Source organism: Pseudoduganella flava (genome assembly GCF_007830495.1).
GTDB lineage: Bacteria > Pseudomonadota > Gammaproteobacteria > Burkholderiales > Burkholderiaceae_D > Rugamonas > Rugamonas flava.
This window is the reverse complement of the sequence record NZ_VLKW01000001.1, coordinates 42,761-56,924: the sequence shown is the minus strand read 5'-3', so window position 1 is coordinate 56,924 and position 14,164 is coordinate 42,761. Positions and strand designations below refer to the sequence as shown.

12 protein-coding genes are annotated in these 14,164 nt (G+C 65.4%); 3 read left to right on the top strand and 9 right to left on the bottom strand.

The window, feature by feature from the left end; translation table 11 throughout:
- The first annotated feature begins 170 nt into the window (after nucleotides 1-170).
- Nucleotides 171-770 (top strand): PEP-CTERM sorting domain-containing protein, encoded by a 600-nt coding sequence (locus IP92_RS00275; RefSeq protein WP_145872534.1) that lies wholly within the window; start codon nucleotides 171-173, stop codon nucleotides 768-770.
- A gap of 8 nt (nucleotides 771-778) precedes the next feature.
- Here the strand turns inward: IP92_RS00275 and IP92_RS00270 are convergent, their stop codons facing one another.
- On the bottom strand, nucleotides 779-1,180 hold the full coding sequence (locus tag IP92_RS00270; RefSeq protein ID WP_145872533.1) for a tautomerase family protein: 402 nt from the start codon (nucleotides 1,178-1,180) through the stop codon (nucleotides 779-781).
- Nucleotides 1,181-1,396: 216 nt separating this feature from the next.
- On the opposite strand from IP92_RS00270, the gene metH reads away from it, so the two are divergent.
- Together metH and IP92_RS00260 are read left to right on the top strand one after the other, a co-directional pair.
- Nucleotides 1,397-5,167, top strand: coding sequence for a methionine synthase (metH, locus tag IP92_RS00265; protein WP_145872532.1), 3,771 nt, complete (start codon nucleotides 1,397-1,399; stop codon nucleotides 5,165-5,167).
- 62 nt (nucleotides 5,168-5,229) lie between these two features.
- Nucleotides 5,230-5,622: an SPW repeat protein gene (locus IP92_RS00260; protein ID WP_145872531.1), complete on the top strand. Its 393-nt coding sequence runs from the start codon at nucleotides 5,230-5,232 to the stop codon at nucleotides 5,620-5,622.
- Nucleotides 5,623-5,688: 66 nt separating this feature from the next.
- Here the strand turns inward: IP92_RS00260 and IP92_RS00255 are convergent, their stop codons facing one another.
- The 8 genes from IP92_RS00255 to rsmB all read right to left on the bottom strand — a co-directional run bounded on the left by IP92_RS00255 (nucleotide 5,689) and on the right by rsmB (nucleotide 13,783).
- Nucleotides 5,689-6,957 (bottom strand): EAL and HDOD domain-containing protein, encoded by a 1,269-nt coding sequence (locus tag IP92_RS00255; protein ID WP_145872530.1) that lies wholly within the window; start codon nucleotides 6,955-6,957, stop codon nucleotides 5,689-5,691.
- A gap of 23 nt (nucleotides 6,958-6,980) precedes the next feature.
- On the bottom strand, nucleotides 6,981-7,787 hold the full coding sequence (locus tag IP92_RS00250; RefSeq protein ID WP_145872529.1) for a class II glutamine amidotransferase: 807 nt from the start codon (nucleotides 7,785-7,787) through the stop codon (nucleotides 6,981-6,983).
- A gap of 106 nt (nucleotides 7,788-7,893) precedes the next feature.
- A complete protein-coding gene (locus IP92_RS00245; protein WP_145872528.1) occupies nucleotides 7,894-8,151 on the bottom strand; it encodes a BTH_I0359 family protein in 258 nt (85 codons plus the stop codon).
- 143 nt (nucleotides 8,152-8,294) lie between these two features.
- Nucleotides 8,295-8,639: a GTPase gene (locus IP92_RS00240; RefSeq protein ID WP_229418551.1), complete on the bottom strand. Its 345-nt coding sequence runs from the start codon at nucleotides 8,637-8,639 to the stop codon at nucleotides 8,295-8,297.
- 43 nt (nucleotides 8,640-8,682) lie between these two features.
- Nucleotides 8,683-9,405: a response regulator gene (locus IP92_RS00235; RefSeq protein ID WP_145872527.1), complete on the bottom strand. Its 723-nt coding sequence runs from the start codon at nucleotides 9,403-9,405 to the stop codon at nucleotides 8,683-8,685.
- A gap of 96 nt (nucleotides 9,406-9,501) precedes the next feature.
- A complete protein-coding gene (locus tag IP92_RS00230; protein ID WP_145872526.1) occupies nucleotides 9,502-11,793 on the bottom strand; it encodes a sensor histidine kinase in 2,292 nt (763 codons plus the stop codon).
- Nucleotides 11,794-12,372 (bottom strand): DUF4390 domain-containing protein, encoded by a 579-nt coding sequence (locus tag IP92_RS00225; protein ID WP_229418550.1) that lies wholly within the window; start codon nucleotides 12,370-12,372, stop codon nucleotides 11,794-11,796.
- A 61-nt stretch (nucleotides 12,373-12,433) separates the two neighbouring features.
- Complete coding sequence (rsmB, locus tag IP92_RS00220; protein ID WP_229418614.1) at nucleotides 12,434-13,783, bottom strand: 16S rRNA (cytosine(967)-C(5))-methyltransferase RsmB; 1,350 nt, start codon at nucleotides 13,781-13,783, stop codon at nucleotides 12,434-12,436.
- Nucleotides 13,784-14,164: the final 381 nt, after the last annotated feature.

Here is a 14,164-nt window from a genome sequence, read left to right as displayed (position 1 = left end):
TTAAATTTCAATCTGCAACCCTATTCGCCACAATATATTTATTTTGATTATCTTGATAAGTGCTCGATAATATTTGCGTTGTATTCGCACAAACCAGCACGGTATTTGTTTCCCCGCAAAGCCCAGCCGGTTAATATGTTTACTCCTCTTCACCTTTGTTGAGAATCATCATGTTCAAGACTGTCGCCTTTGCCGGTTTACTGGCTGCCAGCTGCGTAGCGAACGCGGCTACGAGTACCTGGAACTTCGCGTTCACGGGCTTCTTCGACGATCGCACGGGAGCTTTCGACCAGGACTATAAAATGTCCGGGAGTTTCACCGGCAGCGATGCGAACGGCGACGGCGTGATCGGGATGGAAGAGATCAGCAACCTGTTCGTTAATGGTACTGACTATCTGGGCTGCGCCGGCTCCAGCACGTCGTATTATCAATGTGGCACGCAGAGTTTCGCGTACCGCCTCGGCGGCGACCTGAGCTTCGTGGCCGGCGTGACCGGCACGGATCCGGAAGGCTACACGGGCGGTGCACATTATTTCCAGACGGGCGATCGGGAATGGTCGTATCGCTATACGCCGTCGTCCTATACCGAAACGTCGTACCGGTGGACCGCGGATACGAAGTTCGCGATTTCGTCCGGCATCACGTCCGGCGCCGAAGTGCCGGCCGTCCCGGAACCGGGCACGTGGGCGATGCTGGCGACGGGCCTGCTGCTGGTCTCCGCTGCCGGCGCCCGCGCGCGCCGCAACGGCGCGACGCGCATCTGCGGCTGACCGCCGCTTTACATCAGCACCTTCTTCACCGCCCTCACCTGCTGCGTCACCCCGCCCCAGCCCCATGCGGCTGGGCGGGCATCGTCGATGTGGACGTAGCTCACCTCGTGCAAGTCCCCCAGTAATGCCGCCATGTCGCGGTAAATCGCCTCGATGTAGGCGGCCTTCTCCGCGGCGGTGTTGGTCTCGTCGCTGATCTTGATGTCCAGGAAGAAGCTGGCCTTGCCAAGCGCGGCCAGCGAATCCGGGCCCACGTACCAATGGGCGGGGTCGCGATAGCCGATCGCGATGGCGGTCAGAGGTGCGGCCTTGTGCAGGATCTCCCCCGTATGACGCAGCAGCATGGCGGCCACCTGCGATGCAGGGACGGTCTCGGGCGTGCCGGTAACGGTGATGTTCAGGATGGGCATGATGGACTCCTCGATGGTGGGTTGGGCAGCGATCACGCTGCGGTAGTGCCATCGTAGGAGGAGGCCGGCAGCACGGGTAGCCGTCGGGCGCCACATCATTTGTGCACATTTAGCACAAATCGCTGGAAATGGCGGCGACGACGGGCCCATGGTCGGGCGGAAATGCTGCTTTGCCGTATAATCTCAAGCCCCTCCTCGTATCCCGACCGACCTGCCATGAACCAGACCGCGACCCGCCCCGCCGCCAACACCGAAGCACAGCTGCGCGACATCCTGACGCACCGCATCATGTTCCTCGACGGCGCGATGGGCACGATCATCCAGCAGTACAAGCTCGACGAGGCGGCTTACCGCGGCGAGCGATTCGCCACGTTCGCAGCCCCCGCCGGCAGCGGCGATCGCGAGCTGTTCGTCAAGGGGAACAACGAGCTGCTGAACCTGACCCAGCCGCACGTGATCCAGGAGATCCACGAGCGCTACCTGGCAGCCGGCGCCGACCTGATCGAGACGAACACGTTCGGCGCGACCAGCATCGCGCAGGACGACTATCACATGGCGCACCTGGTGCGTGAAATGAACCTGCAGGCGGCCAAGCTGGCGCGCGCGGCCGTCGACAAGTACAGCACGGCGGACAAGCCGCGCTTCGTCGCGGGCGCCCTCGGCCCGACGCCGAAGACGGCATCCATTTCGCCGGACGTGAACGATCCGGCGGCCCGCAACGTGACCTTCGACCAGCTGGTCACCGCGTACTACGACCAGGTGGGCGCGCTGGTGGAAGGCGGCGTGCATGTGCTGCTCGTCGAGACGATCTTCGACACGCTGAACTGCAAGGCCGCGCTGTTCGCGATCGACCAGTACTTCGACGACCACCCCGGGCTGGAACGTTTGCCGCTGATGATCTCCGGCACCGTCACCGATGCATCCGGCCGCATCCTGTCCGGCCAGACCGTGTCGGCATTCTGGAACTCGGTGCGCCACGCGAAACCGCTGACGATCGGCCTGAACTGCGCGCTGGGCGCTGCGCTGATGCGCCCCTATGCGGAAGAGCTGTCGCAGATCGCCGATACGTTCGTCTGCATCTATCCGAACGCAGGCCTGCCCAACCCGATGAGCGACACGGGCTTCGACGAGCTGCCGGCCGACACGTCCGCGCTGCTGCGCGAATTCGCCGACGCCGGCTTCATCAACGTCGCCGGCGGCTGCTGCGGCACGACGCCGGACCACATCGCCGCGATCGCCAACCTGCTGAAGGAAGCCAAGCCGCGCGCCGTGCCGCACGTGCCGGTGGCGCAGCGCCTGTCCGGCCTGGAGCCGTTCACGATCGACGACGATTCGCTGTTCGTCAACGTGGGCGAGCGCACCAACGTGACGGGCTCGAAGGCGTTCGCGCGGATGATCCTGAACGAGCAGTACGACGAGGCGCTGTCGGTGGCGCGCCAGCAGGTGGAGAACGGCGCACAGGTCATCGACATCAATATGGACGAGGCGATGCTCGACTCGCAGGCCGCGATGACGCGCTTCCTGAACCTGATCGCTTCCGAGCCGGACATCTCGCGCGTGCCGATCATGATCGACTCGTCGAAGTGGTCCGTCATCGAAGCGGGCCTGAAGTGCGTGCAGGGCAAATCGATCGTCAACTCGATCTCGCTGAAGGAAGGCGAAGAGGAGTTCGTACGGCAGGCCAAGCTGTGCCACCGCTACGGCGCCGCCGTCATCGTGATGGCGTTCGACGAGCAGGGCCAGGCCGACACGTACGAGCGCAAGATCGAGATCTGCGCCCGCGCCTACAAGGTGCTGACGGAGACGGTGGGCTTCCCGCCCGAGGACATCATCTTCGACCCGAACATCTTCGCGATCGCCACCGGCATCGAGGAGCACAACAACTACGCGGTGGACTTCATCAACGCGACGCGCTGGATCAAGGATAACCTCCCCCACGCGAAGATCAGCGGCGGCGTATCGAACGTGTCGTTCTCGTTCCGCGGCAACGACCCGGCGCGCGAGGCGATCCACACGGTGTTCCTGTACCACGCGATCAAGGCCGGCATGACGATGGGCATCGTCAACGCGGGCATGGTCGGCGTCTACGACGACCTGGCGCCGGAACTGCGCGAGCGCGTGGAAGACGTGGTGCTGAACCGCCGCGCCGACGCGACCGAGCGGATGATCGACATCGCCGGCACGCTGAAGGCCGGCGGCAAGCAGCAGGAAGCGAACCTCGAATGGCGCGAGGCGCCCGTGGAAAAGCGGCTGGCGCACGCACTGGTGCACGGCATCACGCAATGGATCACGGAAGACACCGAGGAAATGCGGCAGAAGGTGTTCGACAGCGGCGGCCGCCCGATCAATGTGATCGAAGGCCCGCTGATGGACGGCATGAACATCGTCGGCGACCTGTTCGGCCAGGGCAAGATGTTCCTGCCGCAGGTGGTGAAGTCGGCTCGCGTGATGAAGCAGGCCGTCGCGCACCTGATCCCGTTCATCGAGGAAGAAAAGAAGGAAGAGGAACGCCGCACCGGCATCGTCGCGAAACCGAAGGGCAAGATCGTCATCGCCACCGTCAAGGGCGACGTGCACGACATCGGCAAGAACATCGTCTCGGTGGTCCTGCAATGCAATAACTTCGAGGTCGTGAACATGGGCGTGATGGTGCCCGCCTCCGAGATCCTCGCCCGCGCCAAGCTGGAGAACGCCGACATCATCGGCCTGTCCGGCCTGATCACGCCGTCGCTCGAGGAGATGGCCCACGTGGCGAAGGAAATGCAGCGCGACGAGCACTTCCGCATGCTGAAGATTCCGCTGCTGATCGGCGGCGCGACGACGAGCCGCGCCCACACGGCCGTGAAGATCGCCCACAACTACGAGGGCCCCGTCGTGTACGTGCCGGATGCGTCGCGTTCCGTGTCGGTGGCGCAGTCGCTGCTGACGCCCGAAGCACGTGCCAAGTACATCGAGGAGATCGAGACCGACTACGCGCGCATCCGCGAGCAGCACGCCAACAAGAAGGCGCTGCCGACGGTGACGTTGGCCGCCGCGCGCGCGAACAAGGCCAGGCTGGAGTTCGCACCGGTGAAACCGAAGTTCATCGGCCGCCGGCTGTTCCGCAACGTCGACTTGGCGCAGTTGGCGCAGTACATCGACTGGGGCCCGTTCTTCCAGACGTGGGACCTGGCCGGCCCGTTCCCCGCGATCCTGACGGACGAGGTGGTGGGCGAAGCCGCGTCGAAAGTGTACGAGGAAGGCCAGGCGCTGTTGAAGCGCATCATCGAAGGCCGCTGGCTGACGGCCAACGGCGCGGTCGCGCTGCTGCCGGCGAACAGCGTCAACGACGACGACATCGAGGTCTACACGGACGACACGCGCAGCGAAGTCGCGTTCACGTACTACGGCCTGCGCCAGCAGGGCGTGAAGCCAGTCATCGAAGGCGTGCAGCGCCCGAACCAGTGCCTGGCCGACTTCATCGCGCCGAAGGAGTCCGGCATCAAGGACTACATCGGCATGTTCGCGGTGACGTCCGGCCTGGGCATCGAGAAGTACGAGAAGCGCTTCGAGGACGCGCATGACGATTACTCGTCGATCATGCTGAAGGCCCTGGCCGACCGCCTGGCCGAGGCGTTCGCCGAATACCTGCACGAGCGCGTGCGCAAGGACCTGTGGGGCTATGCGGCCGACGAGCACCTGACGAACGCGCAGCTGATCGGCGAAGCGTATGCGGGCATCCGCCCGGCGCCGGGCTACCCGGCCTGCCCGGAGCACACGGTCAAGCGCGACCTGTTCCGCGTGCTGAATGCGGAAGAGATCGGCATGGAGCTGACGGAATCGTTCGCGATGTTCCCTGGCGCGGCCGTGGCCGGCTTCTACTTCGCCCATCCGCAATCGAAGTACTTCACGGTCGGCAAGATCAACGACGACCAGCTGGAAGACATGGTCAAGCGCCGCGGCGTGCCGAAGGCCGAGCTGGAGCGCTGGCTGGCGCCGAACCTGTAACGGGAACCTTGCCCCTCCGGCGCGGTCTAATGGACAAACGCTGGAACGAACCGGAGGGCATCATGGCAACGAATCTCTCGCTGAACTCGGTATTAAAACGCTGGCAGGATCGGCTGATCCTGCTGCTCGGCGTTTGGCTGTTCATCACGCCGTGGATCTTTGCGTACGCGATCCCGTCGCCGCACTCGCTGAACGCGTTCCTGTGCGGCGCCGTCCTCGCGATCCTCGCACTGTTCGACCTGTACAAGACGTATGTATGGGCCGTCGTCGTCAACCTGGCGATCGGCATCTGGGTCGCGGTGTCGCCGTGGGTGCTGCAGGCCGACTACGGCCAGGGCAACATCCTGTTGAACAACCTGCTCGTCGGCGCCGCCGTCGCGATTCTCGCCGCATGGGAACTGACGACGGATCCCGACCTGCACAAGCAACTGCCGGGGGCCGGCGCGGCCACGTGAAGCCATCGCCCGGCAAGGAAAAACGGCACCGCTCGCGGTGCCGTTTTTTTCAAGCTCGCCCGCGGATCACATCGCGTAGCGCACGACGTTGTCGCTCCACTCGAACGCGGCCATCTCCAGTTCCACCAGTTCTTCGGTGGACATCTCCAGGTCGCGCAACGTCGGCATGATCTGCCCTTCCATGTCCTCGATGCGCTCGATGCATTCGGCCAGCTTCAGCAGCTCGCCGAAGAACCCGGTCCGGTACACCAGCGCGTCGGCCACTTCGTCGCCGACGGCGATCTGCGTCAGCAGCTCGGCCATCGGGATCGAGAACAGCGTATCCATCAGCGACATGATGCCGACCGTGAACGCGATGTCGTGCACGTGGCGGTGCGCCGGACGCAGCTTGTGCGCCAGCAGTTCCAGCAGGCGGCCGCGCGTCGTCGCCAGCATCAGCAGCGGGGTCGACGTGCCGGCGCCCCGGCCGGGCTCCGCGTACAGCATGATCTGCAGCCAGCGCTGCAGCTGGCGGCGGCCGAGGATCGTCACGGCCTGGGACAGCGAATCAATGCGTTGGCGCGCGCCGACGGCCGGCGTGTTCACGAGGCGCAGCAGGTTGATTGCCAGCGACGCGTCGCGCTTGATGGCGCGCTCGATTTCGATGTTCTCCGCGTCCGACGTCACCAGCGCCATCAGTTCCATCAGCGCCAGCTGCGACGGCGACAGCTTCTTGCCGCTCATGATCACGGGCTTGGCGAAGTAGTAGCCCTGGAAGTAGTGGAAGCCCAGGTCCAGGCATGCCGCGAATTCCTCGCGCGTCTCGACCTTTGCCGCGATCAGCTTCTTGCTGCCCTGCTTCAGGCGCGCGACCGTCTCGGCCAGCGCTTCCGGCTGCGCGCCGCGCATGCTCATCTTCACGTAGGCTGCCATCGGCAGCATCGCCGGGGGCGCCGTGACGGCGTCCAGCGCGAACTGGAAGCCATGGCTGGCCAGTTCGGTCAGCCGCGCCAGCACGTCGGGCGATGCCGGCGTCGCTTCAACGATTTCCAGCACGATTTTTTCGCGCGGCAGGAAGCCGAAGATATCGCTCATCAGCGCATGCTCGTCGACGTTGACGAAGCCGAGCGCATCGCCGATCACCTTCTCGACACCCAATTGCGACGCGTGCGAGATCACCGCCGCGGTGGCGGACAGTTCGCTCGTGTCGATCTTGGCTGGGCCGATGGGGCCGTTGCGGAACAGCAGCTCGTAGCCGAACAGCGCCTGCTTGCGATCGAGAATGGGCTGGCGGCCCAGGTAGAACTCCCGCACGCGCAAACCGCGTGAAGAGTCGTTGCCGGAAAGGTCAATCATGGGGGAAACTTCCTGTTTTCCTGCTATTTTGACATTTCTGAAGGGACAGCAGTTGAAAATATATTTTTCTGAGGTAATCCATCCACAAAACACAGCATTTCGCCTGTCGCACACGCTGTCCAGCGCTCATTGGTCGTCAACGGCTGCGTGACGATGATCGCCACGCGGTCATTCGGCGTCGTCACTTGCGAGAAGTCGACGCGCATGTCCTCGTCGGACAGGATGGCGGTATCGAACGGATGCTGGCGCACCAGCCAGTAGAGATTGGTCGAGCAATGGGCGAACAATGCCGAGCCATCGGACAGCATCATGTTGAACGTGCCGTGGGCGGCGATCTGGGGCACCAGCTCCGCCAGCGCGGCCGCCAGGTCTGGCAGCGCCGGGCGGACGTCGCCGAAGCGGCGGCGCAGCTCCTGCAGCAGCCAGCAGAACGCCTGCTCGCTGTCGGTGTTGCCGACCGGACGGAATGGGCCATCGAGCGCGGGGTGGAAGTCCTTCAGGTCGCCGTTATGGGCGAACACCCAGTAGCGCCCCCACAGCTCGCGCATGAATGGATGGCAGTTTTCCAGCGCCACCTCGCCCTGTGTGGCCTTGCGGATGTGGGCGATGACGTTGCGGGACTTGATCGGATAGGTCTTGATCAGCGTGGCGACGGGTGAATGCACGGCCGGCTGATGGTCGACGAAGTGGCGCACGCCGGCGCCTTCGAAGAATGCGATGCCCCAGCCGTCGTGATGGGTGTCGGTGCGGCCGCCGCGCATCGCGAAACCTGTGAAACTGAACACAATGTCGGTCGGCACATTGCAATTCATTCCCAGAAGCTGGCACATGATGCGAGAGGTTATCGAGGTAAGGTGGAGCCGGCCGTCACCTTACCACACGTGCCCTGGGGTCAGTGCGGCAATACCAATGCAGCAATCATCAGTGAAGCAATCATCAGTGCAACAGTACTGGCTGACTCATCAGTGAGTCGTAACTTCCAAGAAACTCGTCGATTTCCTCCATCGTCGGCTCATTGGCGATGAGCTGGTTCACGTCGCGCCGGAAATTCTGTGCCAGCACGCCGGCGATGAAGATTTCGCGCTTGCCGCCCTTGTCGACGATTTCGTAGCCGCCGAAACGCAGGGCTTCCAGCTCACGATCGGGCCCGAATTCGACGACGCTGTATTGCTCGCTGTTGTAGATGAGGTTCATATCGCTTCCTTCTCTCAGTGGGCGGAACCGGTAACACGCCGGATCCTCGTGCATTGATGCGTGCATTGATACTGTCGTATGAATACTCGTTCAGTATCGAAGTGGGGCTGTGGCAGGCCATTTCAAGAGGCTTGCCGGCAGAGTCAGGAAGCGGTGGCGGGTGCCGCGACGTCGTCGCAGAGGGACAGCAGCGTATCGTAGGGCGGCGCCGACAATATGGCGCGCAACTGTCCGACATGGGTGGCATCAGCCAGGCTGATAAAGAGCTGCGCCGGCGGGCGCCGCAAGAGACGATTCAATGTAACACGCAACACGAGATTACCGGCGCAACATAGGCAACCGGGCGCGATGCGGATCAAGCGGGGATGGTCGGCAAGGAGGGAAGTCGGGTCCGCCAGGCCCTCGGCGATGATGGCGGTGTCCGTGAGGTCGGGCGGCAGCAGCGCCGCGATCGCCGTGTCGCGATCGCGGGCGCGTGCGCCGGTCACCAGTGTCGTGACGACTGTGGGAAGCCCGGCGGCAGGCAACCGGTCAGACCTGCTGGTTTTTCTTCGCAAGCTTGCCGGGCTCGACGCCCAGCTGCTTCAGCTTGCGGTACAGGTGGGTGCGTTCCAGGCCCGTCTTCTCGGCCACGCGGGTCATGCTGCCCCCTTCGCGCCCCAGGTGGTGCTCGAAATACATGCGCTCGAATGCATCGCGGGCCTCGCGCAGCGGCAGGTCGAACGACAGGCTGAACATGTGGCCTTCGCCACCGCCGCCACGGGCGACGGCAATGCCGTGCGCGCCCTGCGGCGCGGCGGGCTGGACGCCGAAGCTGGGCGGCGCTGCTTCCTCGGCGGGCGGCAATGCCGCGGGGCGCTGCGCCATCACGGGCGCACGCACCACTTCCTGGCCGCGCGCGAGACCGGCCTGCACGGCCTTCAGCAGCTTCTGCATCGCAATCGGCTTCTCGAGGAAGTTCAACGCGCCGATCCGGGTGGCTTCGACCGCCGTATCGATCGTCGCGTGGCCGGACATCATGATGACCGGCATCGTCAGCAAGCCGTCGCGCTGCCATTCCTTCAACAGCGTCACGCCGTCCGTATCCGGCATCCAGATGTCGAGCAGGACCAGGTCGGGCGCCCCGGCCGCGCGGGCCTGGCGCGCCTGCTGGGCGTTTTCCGCCAGCGTCACCGCGTGCCCTTCGTCTCCGAGGATTTCCGAGAGCAGCTCCCGGATACCCATTTCATCATCAACTACGAGAATGTTTGCCATCTATCCCTGCCCTTCTGTTCTGTTCTTATCGCCCGGCCGGGTAGCCCCGCCCGAACCTGTGCTGGTCCTGACAATGATTTTATTAGTCCTTCAATATTATGCCAACTGCACCGGTGCCAACTTTAACAGCAAAATCAGTACCGAAGCGCCACATCCGTCCGCATGATTCTGAATGTCGATGCGGCCTCCATGCTCGTCGATGATCTTCTTGACCATCGCCAGGCCGAGGCCCGTGCCGCGCACTTTCGACGTCACATAGGGTTCGAACGCGCGCGCCAGGATCTTCGGCGCGAAACCGGGGCCATTGTCCGAGATCGACAGCCGCACGGCGATGCGCGTGCCGCCGTCCGGGCTCTGGTAATGGATCGCTTCGGTGACCAGGTCGATCCGCGGTTCGCGGCTGCCCGCGGGTACGTCGGCCAGCGCATCCTGGGCGTTCTGCAGCAGGTTATGTATGACCTGGCGCAGCTGGGTCTCGTCGCCCATCACCATCGGCAGGTAGGGTGCCAGATGCGGGTGGATGATGTCGCTGCCGTCGCCGGACACGTACAGGTGCAGGATTTCCTCGACCAGCGAGTTCAGGTCCAGTGGCCCCAGCTGCGCCGGCGGCGTGCGCGCGTAGTCGCGGAAATCGTCGACCATCCGCTTCATCGCCGCGACCTGGTTGACGATCGTGCCGGCGCTCTTGTTCAGCAGCTCGACGTCGGCCGGCCCCAGCTTGCTTTCCAGCTTCATCTGCAAGCGTTCGGCCGACAGCTGAATCGGCGTCAGCGGGTTCTTGATCTCGTGCGCCAGCCGGCGCGCCACCTCGCCCCACGCGATCGAGCGCTGCGCCGAGATCACGTCGGTGATGTCGTCGAACACGACGATGTAGCCGCCGCCGCCTTCGAGCGGCAGGCGCGAGCCCCGCGTCAACAGGATCAGTTCATTGTCGTCCGGGCTGCCGCCGGGGCGCGCGATCTCGATCTGGCGCTGCCAGTGCAGGCGCTGGACGTTGCGGCCGGCGGCCGACTGCGCGCTCTGCGCCGAGAACGCGGCGATCACGGCGGCGGCGAATTCGTGCATGCCGTCGACGTCCGACAGCGGCTTGCCGATCAGCGTCACGCCCGCCTTCTGCAGGATGCGCTCGACCGAGTCGTTGCACGTGACGAGGCGGAATTCCTGGTCCAGCACCATCACGCCGGCGGACATGTTCGCCAGCACCGATTCCAGGTGGGCCTTGGCGTTCTGCAGCGCGATGCGGTTGCGCTCCACGGCGCTCCGGGCTTCGGCCAGCTGGCGCGTCATCGTGTTGAAGCTCTGGGTCAGCGTGCCCAGTTCGTCCGAGCTGGCGACGATCGGGCGGGGCGACAGGTCGCCTTCCGCGACGGCGCGCGTGCCCTCGGCCAGCAGCAGCAGCGGCTGGGCCAGGTCGTTGGCGATCAGGAACGCGCCGGCGATCGCGCCGAACACGGCCAGCAGCAACGTCAACGTCAGCGTCTCGATGTACATGCGGCGCAGGCCCACGCGCGCCACGTAGCGTTCCTTGTATTCGCTGTAGGCCGTGCGCAGCATCTCGCCATCGTTGGCCAGTTGCGGAGAGACGGCCTGGATCACCTGCAGGTAGCGCGGCGCCAGCCGCACGCCGGACGGGCGCGCCGGATCCGGCACCGGCATCAGCACGCGCAGCCGCAACGCGGTGTTCGGGTCCGGCGGCGCGACCGTCGCGCCAGCCCGTTCGTCGCGCACTTCGCCGCCCCCTTCCGGCGCCGCATACGGCGGCTCGGTCTGGGCCTTGGCCATCATCGCCGCGGTCGGCAGGTCGGCCGACAGGTTGGCGCGGCGCTCGCCCATCGCCGACACGATCAGGCCGCCGTCGGCATCGACGATGATCGCGCTCTGGATGCGCGGATGATCCTTGACGAAGCGCGACAGCGCCGACGGCGCGGAGTAGAACGGCAGCACGGCCAGTTCCTGCGCCGTCTTGTCGGCCTCGCCCTTCAGCTCCAGCAGCGACGAATCCAGCGCCGAGCGCCCCAGGTCCAGGCCCGCTTCCAGCGCCTCCTCGACGCGCACGTTGAACCACGACTCGATCGAATGCGACACGAACTGCACGGAGACAAGGAACACGACGAGGCCCGGCAGCACGCCGATGGCGGCGAACAGCATCACCAGCCGCGTCATCAGGCGCGAGCCGAACTTGCCGCTCTTGTAGCGGGAGTAGAGACGGAACAGCGATGCGCCGACCAGCAGCAGCAGCGCGACGGCGACGGCGGCGTTCAGGCCGAGGAGCCAGAAATAGTAACGGTCGATGAACCCGGAGTTGTCGGACGCGGACGCGAGCAGGAACAGCAGGATGCTGCAGACGGCGGCTGCGACAATGAACAGATACCGCAAAGTCTGGGTCACTTACTCTGCCCTGTACTGGAAGGTTCTCTTCTGGGACGACAAGGTCCAGTCGCGGTTGTTGAAGGCGTTGACCTGGATCGGTTTGGGCAGGAAATCGCGGTCCATGCCCATGCTGAGGGTGACGTTATAGACTTCGCCGACCTTCAGCGCGCCGCGCGGCGCCACCACCCAGCGCGTCGGCCGGCGGATGAAGAACAGCGCGTCGTCGAGCGATTCAAAGGTTTGCTGCACGCTGCCGACGATCTGGACGTGGTACTGGCGCGTGAGCACATTGTACCAAAGCTTGTGCGTGCGCTTGGCGGTCACGGCCTTCTCGTCGAACCAGTACCAGCGCGGCCGGGTGAAGGCGATCTCGGTCGTGAAATTGACGGCCACGCCATACTGCAGCGCGTCCTCGACGCCGTGATTCAGGTCGAACGAATAGGCGGCGTTCAGGCGATAGCCCTCCTCCGCCGCTTCGATGTAGGCACGCGTGATCTCCACGGTTCCTTCGGCGGCAGCGTGCGCGGCCTGCGGCAGGGCGCAGGCCAGCATCAGCAGCAGTTGCCAACAGAGGAAACGAACGAATCGGAAGGTCACGTGCGCCAAAAATGGTGGTTAAAAAGCCAAGACAGAGCCAAATCCGACCCTCTACGCATCCTCACGCATCCTTCTGGAACAACGCGTAGAACAGGCCGTCGTGATCCTGTTCGGCACCGCCCACCGGCAGCAGCTGACCGGGCGCATCGAGTCGCGTGGCGCGATTGCGCACCGCGAAAGCGGCCGCCTGCGCCTCGGATTCCTGCGGCCACAACGAACATGTCACGAACAGCAATTTACCATTGGGCCGTAGCATCTGCCAAAGATTGTCGAGAATTTGGGCAGAAAGTGTTGCAAGTTGGAGCGTATCGGACTTGCGGCGCAGCCAGCGGATATCCGGGTGGCGCCGCACGATGCCGGACGCCGTGCAAGGCACGTCCGCCAGGATGCGGTCGAACGGCTGGCCGTCCCACCAGTCGCGCGCCTGCGCCTCGGCCGGCCGCAACGTCGCGGACAGCCCCAGCCGGTCCAGGTTTTCGCCGACGCGGGCCAGGCGCTGCGGATCGGCATCGAGCGCCGTCAGGTCCACGTCCGCCAGTTCCAGCAGGTGGCCCGTCTTGCCGCCCGGCGCCGCGCAGGCGTCCAGGACACGCATGCCGTCCCGTACGTCGAGCAGCGGCGCGGCGAGCTGGGCACTGGCATCCTGCACCGACACGCGCCCGTCCGTGAAGCCCGGAATCTGATGCACGCCGACCGGTTTGTCCAGCCTGACCGCCTGCGGGCCCACCTGGCGCGCGCCGATGTTCGCCTCGGCCAGGGTGCGCAGATAATCTTCCACGGTGCCCTTGCGGGTATTCACGCGCAACGTCAGCGGCGGCGCCCGGTTACCCGCCGTCAGGACGGCCTGCCAGTCCTGCGGGTAAGCGGTGATCGCCGCGTCGATCCACCATTGCGGGTAGTTCCAGCGTGCCGGCGGCTGCTGGCACACCGATTCGAGCAGCGTGTCGCGCTCGCGCAGGAAGCGGCGCAGCAGCGCGTTGACCATGCCCTTCGCGCGCACCGTGTCCGGATGCGAAGCGGCCGCCGTGACGGCCTGGTCGACGACGGTGAACGCCTCGTACGGCGCCGGGCCGTCCTCGCCGGCCTGCATCAGCGGCAGCGCGGCGGCCAGCAGCGCGGCGACCAGCGGATCGGGCGCTTTCGGCGCCATCGCCGCCACCAGTGCCTCGCTGCGGCCCAGCTGGCGCATCGCACGGTAAGCCACGTCCTGAATCGCGCCGCGCGCCTGCGGCGTGGCGCCGGTGCTCGTGAACACGCCGGCCAGCGCCTGCGGCAGCGCCATGCCGCCGCGCACCTGGACGACGGCCGTGGCGGCACCCAACAGCGCGAACGCGAGCGAATCGGACTTCAGTTCGGCCTGGAATTCCGTCTGCACGCGCGGCTTCAGGTCACGATGGTGGCTGCCGCGCAGGCCCTGTCCCGCCTCGGGGCGGGCCGAGCGCTGTTCAGGCACGGGCGCCGCGGCCCTGACCCGGCCGGCGTCCCACGGGCCGCGCTCCGGTGCGCCCGCGGCAGGTGCCGGGCGCGCCTGCGGCGCAGCGTTTGGGGCCGACTTCGGGGCCGACTTCGGGGCCGCCTGGGCACCCGTCTTCCGCGGCCCTTTCTGTGCCGGTGCCGCTTTCGGGCCGGCTTGCGGCGCGGCCGCGGGCCGCTGGGCCGGCGTGGCCTTCGGGCCGGCCTTCGGGCTGGCTTTCGGCGCCGCCGGGTTCGCGCCCGCCGGCTTGCGCGCGGCGTTTTTTTTCGTGGCCGGGGCTGGCTTGGACTTCAGAGTCAGCGTCGGACGCTTGTTCAT